We start from the raw sequence: 20,835 nt of genomic DNA, 5'->3' as shown, positions 1-20,835 counted from the left end.
CAAAGTGAGATCCCGTGCCTGCCTGAGGGCCCGATTCGCGTATCCGGTCACTGACCCGCTAAGCTACCGACGCTGTCGCATGAGGCGACATCGGGCTGTGGCGCAGTTTGGTAGCGCACTTGACTGGGGGTCAAGGGGTCGCAGGTTCAAATCCTGTCAGCCCGACGTAAAAACCTTGGTGAGAGGGTACGGTCCATCACCAAGGTTTTTGTTACATCCAGGGTGCCCCCGCTCGAATCAGATTGCTCACGTCAGGTGCCACTGTCTTTGTCTTCTTCCCGGTAGCGTTCGAGCACCTGGTCGATACTCGAGACAGTCTTTGCCTGCCGCACTTCAGGCGCGGTGTCATGGGGATCCTTGGCAGGGGCGGACCATCTACCGGCTCTCACATCCAGAACCAGTCCTATGCCCAGCGCGATCAGCGCGGGGACGATCCATCCCGTGGAGTTGTCCCACAGGCCGGTGCGCGACAACAGGTCGCTGGGAGCCGTCCAGCCAGCATGGTTGAGGGCAGACACCAGGCCGAGCGCACCGGCCACGGTCACGGGCCAGAGATAAGCAGATCGCAGATGGCCAGGTGCCACGGCATCGACAAGCGTGACCACAACCAAGCAGATCGCCAGTGGGTAGAGCAGCAGGGTGAGCGGGGCCGTGACCGTCAGGATTGCGCTCAGCCCCAGGTTAGCCAGCACGAGGGACACAACGGTCCCGGCCACAAGCTGGCGGTTGAAGGAGACGGCTGGCCATGCCGTGTGGGCATAGCCAGCCCAAGAGGCCAGCAGGCCAACTGCCGTGGTCAGGCAGGCCAGCACCACGATGCCAGCGAAGACCATCACACCTCCCCTGCCCAACGTCAGCGACGCAGCTGTACGCAGCAGCTCAGTGCCATCCGTGGTCTCGGTGGTGACAGCTCCCGGGGTTCGGGTCCCTATGAGGGCCAGGCCGATGTACACCGCGCCCAGAAGCACCGCGGCGATTCCACCCGCAACGGCCGTACCACGCACCAGCCTGCCGGGTGTACTGAACCCACGCTCGCGCAAAGAGCTAATGACCACGATCCCGAAGACGCTCGCAGACAGAACATCCATGGTGAGATAGCCCTGGGTGAGACCGGTGGTGAACGGGGCACTGGCATAGGGCTCTATAGCGGGACGGTCGATCCCTTGCACGATCAGGAGGGTGGCTCCGCACAGAACCACCAGCAGGATGAGAAGGGCGGGGGTAAGCCACCGGCCGATCCGGTCGGCCAACCGGCTGGGACGCAGCGAGATGAGGATAGACACAGCCAGGAAGATCGTCACGTGTATTGCCAGCGCCCAGTGTGAGTCGGGGATCCCCAGGAGCTCCAGGACCGGGCGGGTCGCCAGCTCATAGGCGACCGTCACCACCCGCGGCACAGCGTAGAGCGGACCGATCGACAGGTACACCGCCAAGGGCATGAAGAGCCCGAACCTCGAGCCGACCCGTCGGGCCAGGCCAAGGATGCCCTCGCCCGACGTGGAAACCGCAATAATCGTGGCCAGGGGAAGCAGCACACCGGTAGTCAGGAACCCAAGCATCACCATGGGAAGCGAAGGTCCTGATGTGGCGCCGAGAAGGGGAGGAAATATCAGGTTGCCCGCCCCGAAGAAGAGGGCGAAGAGCATCAAACCTGTGGTCACGATTCCCGTGGCGGGGCTGGTGTTTGAGGGACGATCCATCTTACTGCTCATGGTGACCGTCACTCTATGCCATTTGGCCTGATCAACGCCGTCTTAGCCCTCGCCCGGGGGCACTGGGATCTTCTCACTCAGGCCAGGCGGGAGACAGAGACCGCTGTGAGACTGCACAGGACAGGGCAAGCGCGGGCCTACGGTGAAAAGCTCGAGGACCCATAGCTTGTGCTTAACCTCAATAGGCCAGTCCTGGCACCATGCCGACCAGGCCCGGCGTGCCATGAAAAACACTCATGCGCGAGTCTTCTTCACATGGTTACGCCGGGCTCAGGCCAGTCCAGAAACCAGGATTCCCGAGGTCAGCTGATTGCCTCTGCGATGTCCTGGGCTACCTTGGGCACCGGGACGTAGCGGGTCAGCTGAGTGATGTGCCGTGGCTCAAGCTCAGCCAAGCTGGAGACACCGAGCAATTTCATGGTGCGGACCAGTTCCTCGCGGAGGATGGCGATGGTGCGATCGACACCCGAGCGCCCGCCAGCCATGAGGCCGTACAGATAGGCGCGCCCAATAAGGGTGAAGTTCGCGCCCAGCGCAATAGAGGCCACGATATCGGCACCGTTCATGATTCCCGTGTCCAACATGACCGTGGTGTACTTGCCGATCTCCTTGACCACGTGGGGCAGGAGATGGAATGGGACGGGAGCCCGGTCGAGCTGGCGGCCGCCATGGTTGGACAGCAGGATGCCATCGACCCCAGCGTCTGCCAGACGTTTTGCGTCCGTTACGGTCTGCACACCCTTGATGACGATCTTCCCGTCCCACATGCCGCGGATGACGTCGAGATCTTGGTGGCTGATCGTGGGGTCCATGGCGGCGTCGAGGAGTTCACCGACCGTGCCGCCCGTCGAGTTGAGGGAAGCGAACTCAAGCTTGGGGGTCGTGAGGAAGTCAAACCACCACCAGGGCCGCGGTAGGGCGTCGATGACAGTGCCGAGGGAGATCTGTGGCGGGATGGAGAAGCCATTGCGTTTGTCGCGGAGGCGGGCCCCCGCGACGGGGGTATCGACGGTGAACATCAGGGTGTCGAAACCTGCCTGCTTGGCCCGCTCCACCAGGCCGTAGGAGATCTCCCTCCGACGCATCACGTAAAGCTGGAACCAGTTCCGGCCCAGTGGATTGGCGGCTTTGACCTCCTCAATCGAGGTTGTTCCGAGGGTGGAGAGGGTGAAAGGGATACCTGCGGCACCTGCGGCGCTTGCACCCGCAATCTCACCCTCGGTCTGCATGAGGCGCGTGAATCCGGTGGGTGCGATCCCGAACGGCATGGACGACGGCCCACCGAGGATCTCACAGGAGGTGTCGACATCCTCCGCCGGGTGCAGGATGTCGGGATGTAGCTCGATGTCCTCGAAGGCGTGGCGGGCTCTGGCCAGGGACAGCTCGCCTTCCGCTGCACCATCGGTGTAGTCGAAGGCCGCCTTAGGGGTGCGACGCTTGGCGATCTTCCTCAGATCCCAGATCGTCAGGGAGTCCTGGAGACGCCGCTTCTTGGCATTCAGGGTTGGTTTCTTGAAGTGCAGCAGGTCGAATATCTCGCTGGGCTTCGGAAACTGGCGCTTTACCATGAAGACCTCATTCCTCGGGGCTGATTGCTAGGTCATCTGGCGACAACGCCGGTTCGACGTCGCCGTCGGAAATTACAGTAAGCGAATATACCGTAATTGGTTGAGGACAAGCTCACCGCCCCCCAGCTCCGCTTGTCGAGGCTTTCCAGGGCAACCGGCCACCGGGCGATGTTCCGCTTGTCTCTTGAAGGCATTTGACACAATCGTGTAGTCGAGAGAGGAGATCTTCAATGACGCACCAGCCAACGATCGCCGTCACAGGGGTAACGGGAAGAATCGGGGGTGCCGTGGCCACCGAGCTGCAGGATCTCACCCCCCCGGCTGAGGCTGCTGGTACGCAATCCCAGCCGGGCGCCCCGGCTTGAGGGGCAGCTGGCAGTGGCGGACTATTCCGATGCCGCAGCCTCCAGGGAGGCACTCGCCGGCGTCGATGTGCTGTTCATGGTCTCAGCCGGGGAAAGCCCGGAGCGGGTACAGCAACACGAGGTTTTCGTCGACGCAGCAGCCGCTGCCGGGGTCAAGCACATCGTCTACACCTCCTTCCTGGGGGCCAAGCCGGATGCGACATTCACCCTGGCCCGCGATCACTGGTACACCGAGCAGCACATCCGCGAGTCGGGCATCGTCTGGACATTTCTCCGTGATTCCTTCTACCTGGACTTCTTCCCCGAGGTGGTGGGCGAGAACGGCGTGATCCGGGGCCCTGCCGGAAACGGTAGGGTCGGCGCGGTGTCCCGGGAAGACGTGGCGCGGTCGGCAACCGCGGTCCTGCGCAACCCCGCCCCGCATGAGGGATGCGCCTACGACATGACAGGGCCGCAGGCTCTCTCCCTGAACGACATCGCCCGCATCATCGGCGAGGTATGGGGAAAACCGGTCACCTATCAGGACGAGAGCTTGGAGGAGGCGTATGCTTCACGCGCCCACTACGGCGCTCCTGGCTGGGAGGTCGACGCCTGGGTCTCCACCTACACCGCGATCGCCTTGGGAGAACTGGATGTGGTCTCCGACAGCGTCCAGTCTCTGACCGGCAGGCCGCCCCTGAGCCTCACCGAGCTTCTACACCGAGGATGAGTCAGGCCCCGAGAAGACATGCTGGAACCCGGTTTAGGATCGGTTCTTGTGCTTCTCCCTGGAGCGAATCTCGATGTGGACCGGTGAGCCGGTGAAACCGAACTCCTCACGGAGCCGACGCTCGATGAAACGCACATAGGTAGCGTCGAACTGGCCGCTGGTGAAGAGCACGAACGTCGGCGGACAGTTCTGCGCCTGGGTACCGAAAAGAATACGAGGCTGCTTGCCACCACGCACGGGATGCGGCTGAGCAGCGGCCAGGCGTCCCAGGAAGGCGTTGAGCTTCCCAGTGGAGACGCGTGTCTCCCAACCTTCTGCCGCAGCTTCGATGGCCTTGCTCAGTTTGTCGACGTTGCGCCCCGTCAGCGCCGAGATGTTGACGACCGGGGCCCACTGGAAGGCAACGAGATCACGCTCGATCTCACGGTTCAGGTAGCGGCGGCGCTCGTCGTCCGTGAGGTCCCACTTGTTGAAGGCGATCACCAGAGCCCGGCCCGTCTCCTCCACGTTCGTGAGGATACGTAGGTCTTGATCCGTGACCGGCACCGAGGCGTCAACCACCACCACGCAGACCTCCGCCCTTTCGATGGCGCTCTGGGTGCGTAGGCTGGCATAGAACTCGTGCCCCGATGCCTCCTTGACCCGCTTACGGATGCCCGCAGTATCGATGAGACGGTAGGTTGTACCACCAACCTCAACAATCTCATCGACCGGATCCACAGTGGTCCCGGAGACATCTGACACCACCGCACGCTGCTGCTGGGCCAGTTTGTTGAGCAGCGACGACTTGCCGACATTGGGTTTTCCGACGATCGCCACCCGCCGTGGCCCGCCCAGTTCCTCGAAGCGCTCTGGGGGTGCCTCCGGGAGAGCGGCCAGCAGTGCATCCAGAAGATCGCCGGACCCGCGGCCGTGCATGGCGGAGACGGGGTAGGGTTCCCCTAAGCCGAGGTTCCACATGGTCGCGGCCATGGCCTCGTGGCGCTGGTCGTCCACCTTGTTGGCCGCCAGAATTACGGGCTTCCCCGAGCGTCGCAGCACTCTGACCACCGCATCATCCTCGTCGAGGGTGCCCACCGTGGCATCGACCACGAACACCACAGCGTCGGCCATCGAGATGGCCAGCTCAGCTTGTTCTGCGATCTGCTGCGCCATGCCCCGGGCATCCGAGATCCAGCCACCGGTGTCCACCAGCACGAACTCGCGACCATTCCAGTTCGCGTCGTAGGAGACACGGTCACGCGTCACGCCGGGGACATCCTGCACCACGGCCTCTCTGCGACCGATGATGCGGTTCACCAGTGTTGACTTGCCGACATTGGGCCGGCCCACCACCGCCACCACTGGCTTGATCGTGGACTCCTCACTCATGTCGTGCCTCCTATCAGCGAGTCAGCGCCTCATCGTACCTGAGCCTTTTCACATGGGCTGGAGGGCGATCTGGTGTCCCGGCCGCGTTCCCTGCTGACCTTTGGAGCTCAGTGATCGTGGGCTGCGTTCTCCACGACGTGGAACGCGGGCTCCTCGTAGGGGTGCGCCTTCCTCAATGCCTCAATGACCTTCCCTTGCAGCGGCCGGGCAAAGGTAAGCTCCACCCGGTTCTCCGCCACCAGTTCAAGCTCACCCACCTCTCCGATGGTGGGGTTGGCCCCTACCAAAGCACGGAACTGACCCACTCCAGACGCCACGAAAGCACAGGAGTCATAGTTGCCGATGCGTCCCGCCCCGGCGGCGAACAAGGCCTCCAGCACCTGTTCTGTCTGCGGGATGGGAACGTAGAACACCAGGACATCGAGAGGGTCAGCCATGAGCAGGCACCAATGCGATGACGGCCTCGACGACCTCGTCGAGACTCAGATGCGTGGAGTCGATGACGACCACCCCGGACGCGGCCTCGGTGAAGTTGGAGACGGCGGAGTCGTCGTGATCCCTCCGGATGATGGAGTCAGTGATCGTTGCTTCATCTGCCCGCTCCCCGAGCTCAGCTGTGCGGCGGCCGATACGTGCCTTGGCGTCAGCGGTCAGCAGCACCCGGACCTCGGCATCTGGAGCAACCACGGTGGTGATGTCCCGGCCCTCGACGACGATGCGCCGTTCCTGCTCCGTGATGATCTGGCGCATGTGGGCGGTCAGTATCCGGCGCACCTCCTGGACCGCAGCAACCGCCGAAACCACCGCGGAGATCTCCGGCTGCCGGATCTCCTGGGTCACGTCCCTGCCGTTGATGCTCACCCTGGGTGCGCTGGGATCTGTTGTGATCCGGAGATCAGCGTTCCTCACAAGCGCTCGGATCCCGTTCTCGTCGTCGCGGGAAATCCTCTGCCGAAGACACTCATACGCCACCGCCCGGTACATCGCGCCCGTGTCGAGATAACCAAGCCTAAGCTTTGTTGCCACCCGCCTTGCCGTCGATGACTTGCCGACTCCGCTCGGTCCATCTATCGCGATCACCAGTTCATCCATCGGACGCCCTCCTGTCCAGCCAAGCCCGCCAGCCGCGGGAATCCAGGTTATTCCGGAGCTGCTCGGCCTGCGGGCGCTCAACGGAGATGGACAGGTATCCCACCTCACGCACGGCGTCATGATTCAATTCGAAGTCCTCGACGTTGAAGCCGAAATCCCCGACATCGGCGAACAGCCGGGTCAGTGCGCGCGGCTCGTCGGGGATCTCGACGGTCACTGCCGCCAGCTCCTTCGGCTCTTGCCCGTGCTTGCCGAGGAGCGCCAGGGAACCATGCTGGCCGAGCGCCAGGAAGGCCTCCAGAGGTTCGTCACGGTCGAGCACCCCGATCAAGTAGTCGAGGTCGGCCGCCACCTCGATCAGTTCCTTGCGGATGGCTGGTGAGTTGGTCGTTATGATCTGCCGCCACAGGCCTGGGTCGGAACCGGCGATACGCGTCACGTCCCGGATGCCCTGCCCCGCCAATGCCAGGTGCTCCCCCGGCACGCCGCGCAGATGCGAGGCGGTGAGAATACTCATCAGGTGCGGCACATGACTGACCTGTGCCACCGCCTCATCGTGGAGTTCCGCGTCCATTTCCACCACGCGGGCGCCGACCGAACGCGCCAATCCGCGAACCGACTCCACGTCCTTGGGGGCATTCCCACTCTGCGGAGTGACCACCCAGGTCCGGTCCATGAACAGATCAGGAGAAGCGGTCAAGGGGCCGCTGAATTGGGAACCCGCCATCGGGTGACCCGGCACGTAGCGGTCAGGACACTCGCTGCTGGTCACCACCGCCTGGATCACAGAGGACTTCACCGACCCAACGTCCGTCACGACCGCCTCCGGATGGCGTTCCAGCATCCGGATGATGGCTTCTGCGATCGTGGCTGGCGGTGAGGCCACCACCACGATATCCACAGGTTCATCATCTGAAGCAACCCGTCCTGCTCCCAGCCCAGCCGCCACTCGGGCATGCGATGGGTTCAGGTCTTCTAGCAGGACGTCCGCTCCAGCACGGACCAGTGCCATTCCCAGAGATGACCCCACCAGGCCAGCCCCGACGATCCTCACTCTCATCAGCGAGACTCCGGCATGTTCAATGGCCTCGGCCCCTGGTAGTCAGGGCCATAAGCCCCAGGGGCCGGACGTCGTTTACGGACCGGAGCGCTGACCCCAGGGGCCAGGCGCCGCGAGAAAACCAGGAAACCGGTGTGCGCGGAGGTCCCGTGTCCAGGGCGAATGGCAAGACCCTCGGCGTGCCAGTCACGTACCGTTGTCTCGGTGGCGGTGGGTTCGGTGAAACCACCGTGAGCACGGAAGGTGTCCATCACCCGGCCGAGCTGTGTCGTGGTGGCGACATAGCAACAGATCACCCCACCTGGGATGAGTTGTTCCCCCACCGTGTTGATGCACTCCCAAGGCGCCAGCATGTCCAGGATGGCGCGATCGACCGGCTCGTCAGCGATCACCTCGGCCAGGTCACCCACCGTCAGATCCCAGGCGGGGTGTTCCCCGCTGAGGAAGTTCTCGACGTTCCTGCGGGCGACGTCAGCGAACTGCTGCCGGCGTTCGTAGGAGTACAACCTGCCTTCGGGACCGATGACGCGTAGCAGCGCTAGTGAAAGGGCTCCGGATCCGACGCCGGCCTCCAGGACCCGGGCGCCGGGGAAGATGTCGGCCCACATGATGATCTGCGCGGCGTCCTTGGGATAGATGACCGCCGCCTCGCGTGGCATGCCGACCATGTACTCACTCATGAGGGGACGCAGCACCAGGTATTCGGTGCCACCCACAGAGCGCACCGTCACTCCCTCGGGGCCACCGATGAGCTCGTCGTGGCTGACCGCGCCCTTGGTCGTGTGCCAGACCGCGCCTTCCCTCAGCACCACAGACTTCCTACGTCCCTTGGGATCGATCAGTGTCACCCGCTCCCCCACCTCAAGCGGGCCCGTCCGGACGCCCGACAGATTCACCATTGACCCCTCCAGATCTTCTCCAGCCCCGCGAAATCCAGTCCTGTCAGCCCGCCCTCACGAAGCACTCTTCGCGGGGCCGGCCGCGGACTGCCCAGAAGCGGCACCGCCAGGACCACAGCCCCTGTGGCGGAGGCAGCATCGGCCCCAGGCACAGAGTCCTCGATGATAATGACCTCCTCCGCGGTGACGCCCATCCTGCGCATCGCCTGAAGATATCCCTCTGGATCCGGCTTGGGACGCTGGACGTCATCGCCGTCGACAATGCACTCGAACTCGGGCATCGCTGTGGCGACCACCGTCATGATGCGTTTGTTGCTGGCCGTGTACATTCCACATGGAATCCAGTTGGCCCGGATATCGGTCAGCAGTTCCCGGGCTCCGGGAAGGAACGGGATCTCACCGAAAGCGAACCGCTCGCAGATACGCGCGTGCAGCTCCTCGTAGGCCTGGGCTGCGGTAATGAGTCCCCGGCAGGATTCCGAGATCCGCTGTGCGGTGGTGGCGGCAGGCTCGCCGATCTGGTCCTTGAACTGCTCCTCGGGCCACGAGACCCCATAGCGGGCGAGCAGCTGTTTCTCATGCTCGATCCACATCGGTTCTGAGTTGACCAGGGTGCCGTCAAAATCCCACAGCACCGCGCGCAGTCGTCGTTCTCTCATCGTTGCTCAGTTGGCATTGAAGTATTTCGCCTGGGGGTGATGCACCACCATCGCGTCGGTTGACTGCTCCGGGTGCAGCTGTAGCTCCTCCGAGAGCTCCACCCCGATACGTTCGGGCCGCAGCAACGCGACGAGTTTCGCCCGGTCTTCTATCTTGGGACAGGCCGGGTAGCCAAATGAGTAGCGAGATCCCCGGTAGGCCTGGTCGCGGATAGCCTCCTCGGTGGTCGACTCCTCGGCGGCAAAGCCCAGCTCAGTGCGTACCCGGTGATGCCAGAACTCAGCAAGCGCCTCGGTCAGTTGCACGGACAGGCCGTGCAATTCGAGGTATTCGCGGTAGCGGTTGGCCTCGAACAGTCTTTTGGTGCCCTGCACCACCTCCGACCCCATCGTGACAAGCTGCATCTCCAGTACATCAGGGCCGAGTTCCCGGACCTCGTCTGCATCGCGGAAGAAATCCGCCAGGCACAGACGCGAGTCCCGCCGCTGTCTGGGGAAGTCGAACCGGGTTATCTCCCTGGCCGGATCAGCGGGGTCACCGACGATCAGGGTGTTGTTCTCACTGTGAACCGGGAAATAACCGTAGACCGCGGAGAAATTCGCCAGTTTCTCCGTCGTGATGCGTTCCAGCCACATTCGAAGGCGTGGCAGGCCCTCTGTGGCGACGAGCTCTTCATAGCTGGGACCGCCTTTGACGGGTTTGAGCCCCCACCGCCCCAGGAAGGTGGCGCGATAATCGAGCCACTGTGCGACGTCCGCTACGGGCAGGCCCTTGACGACCCGGGTTCCCCAGAACGGTGGCGTGGGTACGTCAACGCGGCGTTCCACATTCTCAGAACGCCGGGTGTCGATCTCACGCCTCTCGGCCACCTCGGTCTTCTTGTAGCGGCGTTTCTTGGGTTCGGGGAGTTTCGCCCCCGGGATGCCCTGCTTGACCGCCATGACTGCATCCATCAGGGCCAGCCCTTCGAAGGCGTCCTTGGCGTAGCGCACCTCGCCCTCGAACATGTCGTTCAGGTCATGCTCCACGAAGGCCCGGGTCAGGGCGGCTCCCCCCAGCATCACCGGGTATTTCTCCGCCAGCCCCAGACGGTTCAGCTCGGCGAGGTTGTCCTTCATCACAAGCGTGGACTTCACCAGCAGCCCAGACATGCCGATGGCGTCAGCCCCGTTCGTCTCAGCGGCGTCGATGATGGCTTGGATCGGCTGCTTGATCCCGATGTTGATGACGGTGTAACCATTGTTGCTGACGATGATGTCGACGAGGTTCTTACCGATGTCATGGACATCACCCCGGACAGTAGCGAGCACGAGGGTGCCCTTGCCGCTGCCGCCCTCCACCTTGTCGATGTGAGGTTCCAGGTGTGCCACCGCGGCCTTCATCACCTCGGCGGACTGTAGGACGAACGGCAGCTGCATCTGGCCGGAGCCGAAGAGCTCGCCGACCACCTTCATGCCCGCCAGCAAGTCCTCGTTGATGATGTCGAGAGCCGCCTTCCCCGCCAGGGCCTCGTCGAGGTCAGGCTCAAGCCCCTTGGCCTCGCCGTCGATGATGCGGCGTCGTAGACGTTCCTCCAAGGGTAAGGCAGCCAGCTCAGCAGCCCGGGATGCACGGACTGAGGCTGCTGTGACGCCCTCGAACAGCTCGAGGAAGCGGGTCAGCGGGTCGTAGCCGTCACGGCGGCGGTCCCAGACCAGGTCCAGGGCGACCTCCCGCTGCTCCTCGGGAATCCGGTCCATCGGGATGATCTTCGCCGAGTGAACGATTGCTGAATCGAGCCCGGCCGCGACACACTCATGCAGGAACACGGAGTTCAGCACCATGCGGGCCGCCGGGTTCAGGCCGAAGGAAACGTTCGAAACACCCAGGGTGGTCCGCACCCCGGGGTAGCGGCGCTTCAGTTCCCGGATTGCCTCAATGGTCTCGATGCCGTCACGCCGTGTCTCCTCCTGCCCAGTGGCGATGGGGAAGGTCAGGCAGTCGACGAGGATATCGCCGATGTCCATCCCCCAGGCGCCGGTCAGCTCATCGATCAGGCGCGAGGCCACCCGCAGTTTCCACTCGGCGGTCCGGGCCTGGCCCTCCTCGTCTATAGTCAAGGCCACCACGGCGGCACCGTGCTCCGCGACCAGCGGCATCACTCTCCCGAACCGGGACGTGGGACCATCCCCGTCCTCGTAGTTGACAGAGTTGATGATGCAGCGGCCGGCGAGTTTCTCGAGGCCCGCCTGAAGAACCTGCGGCTCGGTGGAGTCCAGGACCACCGGCAGCGTGACCGCGGTCGACAGGCGCCCGGCAAGCTCCTGCATGTCGCTGCTGCCGTCCCGGCCGACATAGTCGACGCACAGGTCCAGCACGTGCGCACCATCCCGGGCCTGGCCCTTGGCGATCTCGACACAGTCATCGGTGTTCCCGGCCAGCATCGCCTCACGGAATGCCTTGGAACCGTTCGCATTGGTGCGCTCCCCGATGCTGAGGTAACTGAGGTCTTGGTGGAACGGGACCTCCACGTACAGCGATGAGCAGGTCCGCTCCACCGTTACGTCACGGGGCCGTACCGGACGGCCGCTGAATTGCTCCGAGAGCAGCCGGATGTGAGCTGGCGTGGTGCCACAGCAACCACCGATCATGCACAGCCCGTACTCATCCAGGAAAGTCGCCAGAGCCTCGGCCAGGGCCTCGGGACCCAGCGGATAGACGGCTCCCTCTGGGGTCAGCTCCGGCAGGCCCGCGTTGGGCATGGCCCCGACCCCGCAGCCGGCGTGGCGGGAAAGGTACCGCAGGTGCTCGCTCATCTCGGCGGGTCCCGTGGCGCAGTTCAGGCCGATCACATCAACGCCCAGCGCCTCAAGCGTGGAGCGCGCAGCCCCGATCTCGGAGCCGAGCAGCATGGTGCCGGTGGTCTCGACGGTGACGTTGACGAGGATTGGCAGGTCCACCCCGAGTTTTTCCCGGGCACGTTTCGCCGCTATCACAGCGGCCTTGGCTTGGAGGAGATCCTGGCAGGTCTCAATCTGCACGGCGTTGACTCCGCCCACGATCATCGCCTCCACCTGGCTCTGGTAGGCATCGCGGATACTGGCGAAGGTGACGTGCCCCAGGCTCGGCAGCTTCGTGCCTGGCCCCACCGACCCGAGTACGAAACGCGGTTTGTCGGTGAACTCGTCCGCTGCCGCCCGAGCGATCCGGGCCCCGGCCTCAGCCAGCTCCGCCAGGCGGTCCACGATGTCATACTCGGCCAGCGCAGCCAGGTTGGTGCCGAAGGTATTGGTCTCGATGCAGTCAGATCCCGCCTCCAGATAGGCGCGGTGGACTGCCGCGACGACGTCGGGGCGGGTCACGTTCAAGACCTCGTTGCAACCCTCAAGACCCTGGAAGTCACGTTCAAGGTCGAGGTCGCCCTGAGCCTGCAGCATGGTTCCCATGGCCCCGTCGGCCACCAGGACACGAGAGTTCAGCAGGTCACGAAGAGTGGTCACGGCGGGTCATACTACCTGCCGCGTCCACGCCAGTCCTCGATCAGCTGGCGCGCCAGGGAGATGTGCCCTGGAAGGGTGACCTCCTTTCTCTCCAGGGCACGGTTCAGCTCGTCCCGGCTGTGAAAGGAGCCCCAGGCGAGTTCCTCCTCATCCAGCTGGGGCTCTGTACCGTCGCTCCTGGCCTCGAATCCCAGCATCAGGGAGCGCGGGAAAGGCCAGGGCTGGGTTCCGACAAAACGCAGGTCCCGGATGGACAGGCCGGTCTCCTCGCGTACTTCCCGGTGACAGGCCTGCTCTGCGGACTCCCCGGCCTCGATGAACCCGGCCTGCACGGAGACACGGTTGCCGGGCCAGTGCCGGGAGTGCGTCAGGAGCAGACGGTCCTGGGGATCCGTGATGGCGAGAATGATGGCAGGATCTGTCCGGGGGAAGAGCTGGTGGCCACATTCTAGGCACCGGCGTGCCGTCCCGGCTCGGTCAGGTGCGGTGGCGCCCCCGCACGTGAGGCAGGCCGGCCTGCTCCGGTGCCATTCGAACAGGGCTGTCGCCATCATCGCGACCTGCGTGTGCCCCGGGGAGAGGTCGAGGGAACGCAGATCGGCTCCCCCCACGCCATCGTCGCGCGCCCACCAGATGGTGCCGTCCATGCGTCCGAGGAGCAGGTCGCCCGGCAGCATGGTGCCGTCGAAGGGCTCTGTCACAAGATGCCCATCCTCCACGGGGAACTCCAGTCCCGGGCCAAGCCGTAGGCACCGAGAAGTTAGGTCCCGGGCCAGGACATCGAGTTCCCGGGCCCGGCCACGTACCTCCTCGAGCCGGTCCAGGATTGCCGGTGCATTCCAGTGGTTCACTCTTCGAGACTATCCACATCACCCGCAAAGCTCATCCGTGAGGCTGCTGTCCCCAGCGGCATCCGGCAGGTCCTCGGCTCCTGAAGAGGCAGCTGGCCTAGCGGGGTTCTGGGACTCACGGAGCCGGGCATCACGCCAGCCAGCGCGCCAGAGACAGAGGGTTACGGACACCACGGCGCCTCCGGAGGAGACCGCCCACCATGGGAAATGCGGCAGCCCGGAGTCCTGGAGTGCCTTGTCTATCTCCTCTTGCGGGGTTGGTATCACGCGCTCAGCTGTCACCAGGATGCGGTGGGTGTTGATCCCAAGCGGGGTACAGGTGACCAGCGTTACCAGGTCGCGCCCCTCCTGCGGGTATAAGGCCTCCTGCTCCTCGGGGGCCACCACCTGGGTCTGGCGCACCACATAGACCAGCACCTCCCCCATCACCTCTATGGTGAATGTGTCCCCGGCATGCATCTTGTCGAGGTTGGTGAACATCGTGGCCTCGGCAAGGCCGCGATGAGCGGTGATCACAGAGTGGGTGGACTCGCCTCCCACCGGCAGCGAGGTTCCCTGGAGATGTCCTGCTCCGCGCAGCAGGGTGAGGTCGGAGGTGCCGTGGTACACGGGAAGATCCACGTCGATGCTTGGGATCCTGATGCGAGCCATGATCTCGGCAGGGCCCTGCAACAGCTGGTGGTACTCATTGCCCGAGACATCTCCGGCGCTCTGGGGGATATTGGTGTCAGGTGCGACGACTGCCCCGGACCTGAGTCTGTCGTTATAGGCACGGGCCGCTACCAGGGCCTCACTGAGAGCAGCCTGGTCCTCCCCGAAGGTCTGTGCCCTTTTGCGCAGCGATTCGTTGTAGGTATCGACCAGCTGTGACTGCTGGTACTGAGAGAACCATGAGGCTGCCGGAGTGTAGGTGAGAAGCACGATCCCCGCCAGGGCACACAACGCAGCCAGCCATGTGACGAGGCTGGGCCTCCAGCGCCGTGAACGCCGGCGGGGATGTGTCCTCATCCTCAAACAGTCCCGTCAGACCTGCTTGCGGCGTGCGGCCGCCCGGCCCAGGAGCATCACCACAGCGCCGATCGCTAGCAGGCCGATGCCACCAGCCGCCAGAGCCACCTGACCGGTACCGCCCGTCAGCGGCAGTTGTGGGACAGTCTGCTTGGTGTTGGCGACGGGGATGTAGTTCTTACCGGTGCTGGTGACTGCTGCCGGGACTTCCGTGAGCCCAGCGGTGACCGTGACCTGCTGGGGAGCGGCTGCGATGTATCCAGCCGGCGCCTCGGTTTCGACCAGGTAATAGGTGCCGGGACGCACGATAGGGAAGAGGATTTTGCCGTCGGCCCCGGTGGCCATCTCGTCCAGGGCGACGTCCTGCGCAGGGCAATCCTCGCTGGTGCAGAGCTTGAACTTTGCTCCCGCCAGGAAACCTTCATTCGCGCCGTCATACTTATAGACAGTGAGCTGCCCCCAGGTGGTGCTGGCGGTCTTCTCGGCCGACGCTGTCCCGTTGATCTCCACCGTGGCGGTGTTGGTGAAGACACCCTGATCCGCCTGGCCGATGTCGGAGACGTCAGTGATCAGCGTCATGACCACCTTCCTGCCACCATTGGCCCTCAGTTTCGTTATCCCGTCCCCGAGGAAACTGCAAGTCAGTGCGCCGCTGCATGTGTAGTCAGAACCCTCGGTGAGCCCCTCGCCAGTGTCTAGGGCAAGCCTGAGCTGGGTGTTGTCGAGGGTCAGGCCTGCAGGCAAGCTGTCGGTGATCACGTAGCTGTTGATCTCGGTCCCCTGGCCACTGTGCGGGATGTCGGTGGTTACGGTCCATCTCACGTCGTTGCCGCCGTACCCCGCCTGGGCGATCGTGTCGTCTACGGTCTTCTCGATGCCTGCGACCGAATTTTTCGGATACACGTGCACGTCATAGTTCCAGGTGTTGTCGGTGGTGTAGTAGGGCAGGGTGACCAGAAACGGCCGGCTGCCGAGCACGACCTTGGTATCCGGCGCGCCGGTACTGGTCTCGGCTACCAGGTAGAGGCCAAGGTCGAGGCCCTGCCAGCCGGCGATTCCCCCAGAGGTCGTCGTGACTGCAGAGATCTGGCTGGAGGTATGGCCGCCGACCATCGTGCCGGATTCTGGAGCCGTCAGGTTTTTCGCGGTCTCCCACCCCTGAGGGGTGGTCAGGTCGATGTCGTCGACCTTGTAGAGCGTGAACTCCACCCCGTCGATCGGGGTACAGTTGGCGCCAGGCTGCTCCTTGCCGTCCGCCGCCTCACCTGGGGTATCGGGTTGCACACATTTGTGCAGCGTCAGGTTCGCCCTGCGGGCTGGGTCGATGTTGGCGGAGTCGGCCCGTGCCGGAGCCGCAACCCCCAGCAGGCCGACGGCCAGGGCAGCGGCGAGCGCCAGCAGCCGTCTGCCAGGTCTCTCTCGAGTGGTCATCTGATTCCCTCCATCTTTTCTCCGCCGACGTCGATCGACGGTTTCGCCTGTGATCCCGCTGAGGCCGCAGGCTCACGGGTGCTTGTTTCTCCGATTACGCCCAAGGAAGACCAGTGCCACCGCAACCACCAGGAGGCCGCCACCCGAGTAGTAGTAGATATCGCTCGGGGTGCCTCCGGTCAGTGGCAGCACCGGGACCGGGGCACGGGTGTTCTCGAACGGTTCCTTCACCGTCTGGTGCACGGCCTGCGAGCCGATCTGGAGGGTTTCCTCCCGTGTGGTCAGCAGGTAGCCCAGCGGCGCACCGGTCTCCGTGAGTGTCCAGGTGCCCCACGGCAACCTCTCGACCCGGAACGACCCGGGGGCGGGATCCTTGTCGGGTCCCGAGCAGCTGCCCGGAGCGACGCAGTCCGTGATGTCGGTGATGGTCACCCTAGAGGCGTTCGTCAGTTTCCAGACGGAACCGGCCAGTGGGTTCGTCGTTCCCGATTCCGTCTTCCGCCAGGAGATGGATCCCGGCAGGCGATCGTTGGGGATCGCGCCGATCTCGAAAGGTTCGGAGCCGGTGTCGGTGCTGCTGAGCCGGACGATCTGCTCGGAGAAGTTCGACAGCACGTACCCGGGTGGTGGCGCGACCTCGGTCAGTGTGTGCTCCCCCCATTTCAGTTCCTCCAGCAGGAAGGAACCCGCCCCGGGATCCTTGTCCGGTCCCGTGCACAGGCTGCGGTCGGCGGCGATGCAGTCGGTGATCACCAGTCCGCCGGGGGCGGTGGGACCTTTCAGTGTCCACTCGGATTCCCCGATCAGCTCGCCGGTTTCGCTGTCGGTCTTGGTCCACTTGGCGGAGGCGGGTTTGTCCCTGTTGACGAGCTCCACCTGACTCCCGCCCACGGCGGTCAGCCCGGAGTTCAGGAACTCGTACCCCTTCATGACCTCCGGAGCCGCCTTTTCCTCGAACTGGAAGGACTCCCCTACTGGCACCACAAAGGTGTTCGTGTTGGTGACGGCGGTGTTCCCCGGGACGACACGTTCGGTGTCGCCGGTTTCGCCACCGAAGTTTCCGGTAGCGGTCAGTGTCCAGTCCGCGGCGTTCGGGGCCGGGTCGTAGCTGTTCTGGAAGGTCTTCAGCAGCGACATCAGCTGGTACCGTTCGGCGGCGCAGGGGTGGTTCGTCACCCTGTCACGTCCCTCCGCTGTGCGGTCCTCGCAGGTCACGTTCGTCGCAGGGGTGGCAACACCCGCCTGTCCCCAGGCGACGTTACGCAGGTCACGGTCTCCCCCGACCTTGAGACGCACCCGATAGGTCAGGGTGAGTGTCTCGTTGGGGGCCAACGTGCCTTGCCAGGCAATCCTGCTCGTGTTCGAGTCGAAGACCACATCACCGCGTCTGCTGCTCCCGACGGTGGCCTGCAGGGAGTTCGTGATCACGGTGGCGTCGTCGACCACCCCGCTCAGGTCGTCGAAGACGTAGGCCGGGCTGGTGTCGGTGAAAGGGGTTCTGCTCGGGTTCTTCGCGGTGACGGTATAGGCCACCTCGTCGCCCGCGAACTTTTTCCCGGCCAGGGCGTCAGAGGTTTTGGAGATCTCGAGTTCGTAGGTGCTGATCTGAACCTTGTGGTCCTCGACCTCCCCGGTGACGGTCAATCCCGTGGGGCTCGTCAGGGAATCCGCAGTGGCGGCAGCACGCAGTCGCAGGTAGCTGTTCCCGGTGACCGCATCCCCCGGGATGGACCAGGTGAGGGTGGCTTTGCCCCCGGAGCATTGCACCGTGTCGGATGCCTCCGCCTCGTCGAAGACCCCGTTGCGATTCCAGTCCACCCAGCCGCGGTTGTGGCCTTGGCCCGTGCAGATGATCTCCTGGGTGGCGGTTCCCCCGCCCTGTATCACGTGGTAGAGCGGTGTTCCCGATATGGCGTCCTCATCATTCGGGCTGGCGGGGTTCTTGTCGTCCTGAGTGCCGTCACCGTTCACGGGGTTGACCGGTTCGGGGTCTATGCGTCTGCCCAGCATCACGTCGGGGTTCCTGGGTGGCCATGCCAGTCTGGTGCTGAAGGCATCGGTGGTGCCGTCGGAAAGTGATGAACCGTTCCAGCCCGTCAGGTATTGCGCGGCTGCGGCTCCGTAGCTGATGGGAGCATCGCCGTAGTCGAGGTTGATGACGGCGCCCACAGCTGCTGCCGCTTGTCCCTGACCGAACATCGTGATGGTTGCCTCGGAGACATTGCTGGCAACCATGGCGACGGTGGGGCCGGTGTTGGGACAGGTCACGCCGCCCGGGAGAAGCGTCAGGGTTCGTGATCCTCCCGATGTGCTTTGCTGGGCCAGCGTCGTCGATGTGCAACTGGTGTCGCGAATCCGGTCCAGGACCCGCCACTGGGCATTGCTGCTGGTTTCCACCTTGATGTATTCGTCGGGATTCGGATCGCTGGACTCGGCATCGGCCACAACCATTCCGTCCACCGGAACACGCTGCCCTCCCGCTGGGAAACCCGGGCCGGAAACGATAGCCGAGCAGGAAACCTTGAAACTGACCGTGGTCCTGAAATATTTGGTGTGAATGGCACTGGTCATCCGGTTGTTGGTGCCCGTGCCGCCACGGTTGTAGAGGTCGTCCAAACCGTCCTTCCGCCAGCTTCCCGCGGTCCAGACATCCAGCGTGGTTTTCTGATCGTGTCCGTACCCACTGCCGGAATCCGGTTGTGACAAAGTGCATTCGAGGGCGATTGTCGTACTGCCGACCTGCGTGTACTGAGTTTTCGTGAGCCCTGAGGTGGGAATGATGTCGCCTTTGTTCCCCCACTCGGCCCAAACCACGGACTTGACGAAATAACCCCGGCCGCCTGTGGCGTAGTCGGCCTGCGCCGGCCGCGGGATGAGAACAATGCCACCGACGGCCGCAACAAGGGTGGCGAGCATGCCGAACACGATGCGTTTCAGCAATTTCATGGGCGCCTTTCCGGCTCGGCGTCGAACATTGTTCGGAAATGGACGGAATACCCCATGCAACAGAGTTGATCCCCCCAAACTCCTTGGCGAGCATAAATCCCGGTCAACACCCCTGTCAATCGTTGCCGACCCGCTCGGTTTGAGGTCACCGGCAGGGCCAATAGACTGGAGGGATGCAGCACCCCCGGCCCGAGGACCTCACAAACCCGGCCGTCGTGATCGCCTTCAGTGGCTGGAACGACGCGGCCAACGCGGCCAGCGACGCGTTGCTACACCTGATGGAGCACTACCCCTCGTCTGAGCTCGAGACCATCGACGACGAACACTACTTCGACTTCCAAGTGACCCGTCCGATCTTGCGCCGTTCCCCTGACGGGCCCTGGATCCAATGGCCCCGCATCACCCTCCAACGGGTGCGCCTCCCGGAACGCGATCTGATCATCGTGGTCGGTCCCGAGCCCAACCAGTTGTGGCGCAGCTTCTCACGCGAGCTGGTCCAGAGGCTGAAACGCTACGAGCCGTCGATGGTGTTGCTGCTGGGAGCCATGCTCAGCGACACCCCGCATTCGCGTCCCCTTCCCGTCGCCATGTACACCTACGACTCGCAGCTGAGGGGCAGCCTCGCCATCGAGGAACTCACCTACGAGGGGCCGACCGGCATCACGGGCGTGGTCAACCAGATGCTGATCGCTGAGGGATTCCCCAGCGCATCCATGTGGGTCTCCATTCCCCACTACGTCGCCACTCCCCCGAACCCGAAAGGCCAGCACGCCCTGCTCAGCCGCATGGAGCAGGTCCTGGACGCCAGCCTCGGAGCCGGTGATCTGCTCAGTGAGGCCGGCAAGTGGGTGCAGGCCGTGGATGAGCTGAGCGCGGAGGATCCCGACGTGGCTGAGTACATCGAACAACTGGAGGAGGCCCGCGATGCCTCCGACGTGGAGGGCGCCACTGGCGACTCCATCGCCGCGGAGTTCGAACGCTACCTCCGCAACCGGGGCGGCGAAGCGGGCTGATTCAGCAGCGCCACGCGGAGCCGGCCAGTTCACGTAGTTCCCGCACCATGGCGTCCGGATCGGGGGCGTTGTAGACCGCGGAGCCGGCCACGAAGGTGTCGGCACCCGCCTCGGCGCAGCGCCCGATCGTTTCCACCGAGACTCCGCCGTCGACCTGCAACCAGATCGGGCGATCCCCGATCAGTTCCCGGGTCCGGCGGATCTTCGGAAGCACGAGGTCAAGGAATTTCTGTCCGCCGAAACCGGGTTCGACGGTCATGAGCAGAACCATGTCCAGTTCGTCGAGCATCTCGGCGTAGGGCTCGATCGGGGTGGCGGGTTTGAGAGCCATCGACGCCCTCGCCCCCCGGGACCGCAGCTCCCGGGCCAACCGGATCGGGGCGTGGGCCGCCTCGACGTGGAAGGTCACCGACTCCGCTCCTGCCTCAGCGTAGGCCGGGGCCCAACGATCCGGGTCCTCGATCATCAAGTGAATGTCCAAGAGTTGATCGGTCACCTTGCGCAGGCATTCGACCACGGGAAGCCCGATCGTCAGGTTCGGCACGAAATGGTTGTCCATGACATCCACGTGCACCCCGTCCGCCCCCGGTATCCGTCCGATCTCGTGACGGAGATTGGCGAAGTCGGCGTTCAGGATGCTCGGGGTGATACGCATGCCCGAAGCCTAGCGA

General features: G+C 64.1%; 15 protein-coding genes, 1 tRNA gene and 1 pseudogene. 4 read left to right on the top strand and 13 right to left on the bottom strand.

The window, feature by feature from the left end; genetic code table 11:
• Positions 1-91 precede the first annotated feature (91 nt).
• A tRNA-Pro gene (locus tag SK1NUM_RS07395) sits at positions 92-165 on the top strand.
• A gap of 86 nt (positions 166-251) precedes the next feature.
• On the opposite strand, the gene brnQ is transcribed toward SK1NUM_RS07395, so the two are convergent.
• Both brnQ and SK1NUM_RS07385 read right to left on the bottom strand, forming a co-directional pair.
• Complete coding sequence (brnQ, locus tag SK1NUM_RS07390) at positions 252-1,712, bottom strand: branched-chain amino acid transport system II carrier protein (RefSeq protein WP_212327284.1); 1,461 nt, start codon at positions 1,710-1,712, stop codon at positions 252-254.
• A gap of 302 nt (positions 1,713-2,014) precedes the next feature.
• Positions 2,015-3,280 (bottom strand): alpha-hydroxy acid oxidase, encoded by a 1,266-nt coding sequence (locus SK1NUM_RS07385; RefSeq protein ID WP_212327282.1) that lies wholly within the window; start codon positions 3,278-3,280, stop codon positions 2,015-2,017.
• A 230-nt stretch (positions 3,281-3,510) separates the two neighbouring features.
• Here SK1NUM_RS07385 and SK1NUM_RS15220 point away from each other — a divergent pair, with 230 nt between their 5' ends.
• Both SK1NUM_RS15220 and SK1NUM_RS07380 read left to right on the top strand, forming a co-directional pair.
• Positions 3,511-3,645 (top strand): hypothetical protein, encoded by a 135-nt coding sequence (locus tag SK1NUM_RS15220; protein WP_263407070.1) that lies wholly within the window; start codon positions 3,511-3,513, stop codon positions 3,643-3,645.
• A gap of 13 nt (positions 3,646-3,658) precedes the next feature.
• Positions 3,659-4,354, top strand: coding sequence for an SDR family oxidoreductase (locus SK1NUM_RS07380; RefSeq protein WP_244980193.1), 696 nt, complete (start codon positions 3,659-3,661; stop codon positions 4,352-4,354).
• Between the two features lie 33 nt (positions 4,355-4,387).
• On the opposite strand, the gene der is transcribed toward SK1NUM_RS07380, so the two are convergent.
• The 10 genes and pseudogenes from der to SK1NUM_RS07325 form a co-directional block, all read right to left on the bottom strand.
• Positions 4,388-5,725 carry a ribosome biogenesis GTPase Der gene (gene der / locus SK1NUM_RS07375; RefSeq protein ID WP_212327280.1) on the bottom strand — a complete coding sequence of 446 codons (1,338 nt, stop codon included), beginning with the start codon at positions 5,723-5,725 and terminating at the stop codon, positions 4,388-4,390.
• Between the two features lie 107 nt (positions 5,726-5,832).
• Positions 5,833-6,162: a hypothetical protein gene (locus SK1NUM_RS07370; protein WP_212327278.1), complete on the bottom strand. Its 330-nt coding sequence runs from the start codon at positions 6,160-6,162 to the stop codon at positions 5,833-5,835.
• Complete coding sequence (gene cmk / locus SK1NUM_RS07365) at positions 6,155-6,817, bottom strand: (d)CMP kinase (protein ID WP_212327275.1); 663 nt, start codon at positions 6,815-6,817, stop codon at positions 6,155-6,157. The genes SK1NUM_RS07370 and cmk overlap by 8 nt, the downstream gene beginning before the upstream one ends.
• Entirely contained in the window at positions 6,810-7,877 is a 1,068-nt protein-coding gene (locus SK1NUM_RS07360) for a prephenate dehydrogenase (protein ID WP_212327273.1), read from the bottom strand. The genes cmk and SK1NUM_RS07360 overlap by 8 nt, the downstream gene beginning before the upstream one ends.
• Positions 7,877-9,435 (bottom strand): annotated as a pseudogene (locus SK1NUM_RS15560) (HAD-IA family hydrolase). The gene SK1NUM_RS07360 and the pseudogene SK1NUM_RS15560 overlap by 1 nt, the downstream one beginning before the upstream one ends.
• A 6-nt stretch (positions 9,436-9,441) precedes the next feature.
• Entirely contained in the window at positions 9,442-12,861 is a 3,420-nt protein-coding gene (gene metH / locus SK1NUM_RS07345; RefSeq protein ID WP_244980216.1) for a methionine synthase, read from the bottom strand.
• Positions 12,862-12,926: 65 nt separating this feature from the next.
• Positions 12,927-13,766, bottom strand: a complete 840-nt coding sequence (gene nudC, locus SK1NUM_RS07340; RefSeq protein WP_212327265.1) for an NAD(+) diphosphatase — start codon at positions 13,764-13,766, stop codon at positions 12,927-12,929.
• A gap of 18 nt (positions 13,767-13,784) precedes the next feature.
• Complete coding sequence (locus tag SK1NUM_RS07335) at positions 13,785-14,774, bottom strand: class C sortase (protein ID WP_212327263.1); 990 nt, start codon at positions 14,772-14,774, stop codon at positions 13,785-13,787.
• 15 nt (positions 14,775-14,789) lie between these two features.
• Entirely contained in the window at positions 14,790-16,205 is a 1,416-nt protein-coding gene (locus tag SK1NUM_RS07330) for a SpaH/EbpB family LPXTG-anchored major pilin (RefSeq protein ID WP_212327261.1), read from the bottom strand.
• 72 nt (positions 16,206-16,277) lie between these two features.
• Positions 16,278-19,151, bottom strand: coding sequence for a CshA/CshB family fibrillar adhesin-related protein (locus tag SK1NUM_RS07325; protein ID WP_212327259.1), 2,874 nt, complete (start codon positions 19,149-19,151; stop codon positions 16,278-16,280).
• A 173-nt stretch (positions 19,152-19,324) separates the two neighbouring features.
• Here SK1NUM_RS07325 and SK1NUM_RS07320 point away from each other — a divergent pair, with 173 nt between their 5' ends.
• Positions 19,325-20,164, top strand: coding sequence for a PAC2 family protein (locus tag SK1NUM_RS07320; RefSeq protein WP_212327252.1), 840 nt, complete (start codon positions 19,325-19,327; stop codon positions 20,162-20,164).
• Between the two features lies 1 nt (position 20,165).
• Here SK1NUM_RS07320 and rpe read toward each other — a convergent pair whose 3' ends face one another.
• On the bottom strand, positions 20,166-20,819 hold the full coding sequence (gene rpe / locus SK1NUM_RS07315; protein WP_212327250.1) for a ribulose-phosphate 3-epimerase: 654 nt from the start codon (positions 20,817-20,819) through the stop codon (positions 20,166-20,168).
• Positions 20,820-20,835: the final 16 nt, after the last annotated feature.

The organism is Arachnia rubra, assembly GCF_019973735.1.
Classification (GTDB): Bacteria; Actinomycetota; Actinomycetes; order Propionibacteriales; family Propionibacteriaceae; genus Arachnia; species Arachnia rubra.
This window is presented reverse-complemented; position numbering and strand designations above follow the sequence as displayed.

What these genes read in the sequence shown, in the direction of transcription:
- SK1NUM_RS15220 (WP_263407070.1), top strand. Translation starts at nt 3,511, where the DNA reads ATGACGCACCAGCCAACGATCGCCGTCACAGGGGTAACGGGAAGAATC.
- SK1NUM_RS07385 (WP_212327282.1), bottom strand. Translation starts at nt 3,280, where the DNA reads ATGGTAAAGCGCCAGTTTCCGAAGCCCAGCGAGATATTCGACCTGCTG.
- SK1NUM_RS07320 (WP_212327252.1), top strand. Translation starts at nt 19,325, where the DNA reads ATGCAGCACCCCCGGCCCGAGGACCTCACAAACCCGGCCGTCGTGATC.
- SK1NUM_RS07330 (WP_212327261.1), bottom strand. Translation starts at nt 16,205, where the DNA reads ATGACCACTCGAGAGAGACCTGGCAGACGGCTGCTGGCGCTCGCCGCT.
- der (WP_212327280.1), bottom strand. Translation starts at nt 5,725, where the DNA reads ATGAGTGAGGAGTCCACGATCAAGCCAGTGGTGGCGGTGGTGGGCCGG.
- brnQ (WP_212327284.1), bottom strand. Translation starts at nt 1,712, where the DNA reads ATGAGCAGTAAGATGGATCGTCCCTCAAACACCAGCCCCGCCACGGGA.
- rpe (WP_212327250.1), bottom strand. Translation starts at nt 20,819, where the DNA reads ATGCGTATCACCCCGAGCATCCTGAACGCCGACTTCGCCAATCTCCGT.
- cmk (WP_212327275.1), bottom strand. Translation starts at nt 6,817, where the DNA reads ATGGATGAACTGGTGATCGCGATAGATGGACCGAGCGGAGTCGGCAAG.
- SK1NUM_RS07370 (WP_212327278.1), bottom strand. Translation starts at nt 6,162, where the DNA reads ATGGCTGACCCTCTCGATGTCCTGGTGTTCTACGTTCCCATCCCGCAG.
- metH (WP_244980216.1), bottom strand. Translation starts at nt 12,861, where the DNA reads ATGGGAACCATGCTGCAGGCTCAGGGCGACCTCGACCTTGAACGTGAC.
- SK1NUM_RS07360 (WP_212327273.1), bottom strand. Translation starts at nt 7,877, where the DNA reads ATGAGAGTGAGGATCGTCGGGGCTGGCCTGGTGGGGTCATCTCTGGGA.
- SK1NUM_RS07325 (WP_212327259.1), bottom strand. Translation starts at nt 19,151, where the DNA reads ATGAAATTGCTGAAACGCATCGTGTTCGGCATGCTCGCCACCCTTGTT.
- SK1NUM_RS07335 (WP_212327263.1), bottom strand. Translation starts at nt 14,774, where the DNA reads ATGAGGACACATCCCCGCCGGCGTTCACGGCGCTGGAGGCCCAGCCTC.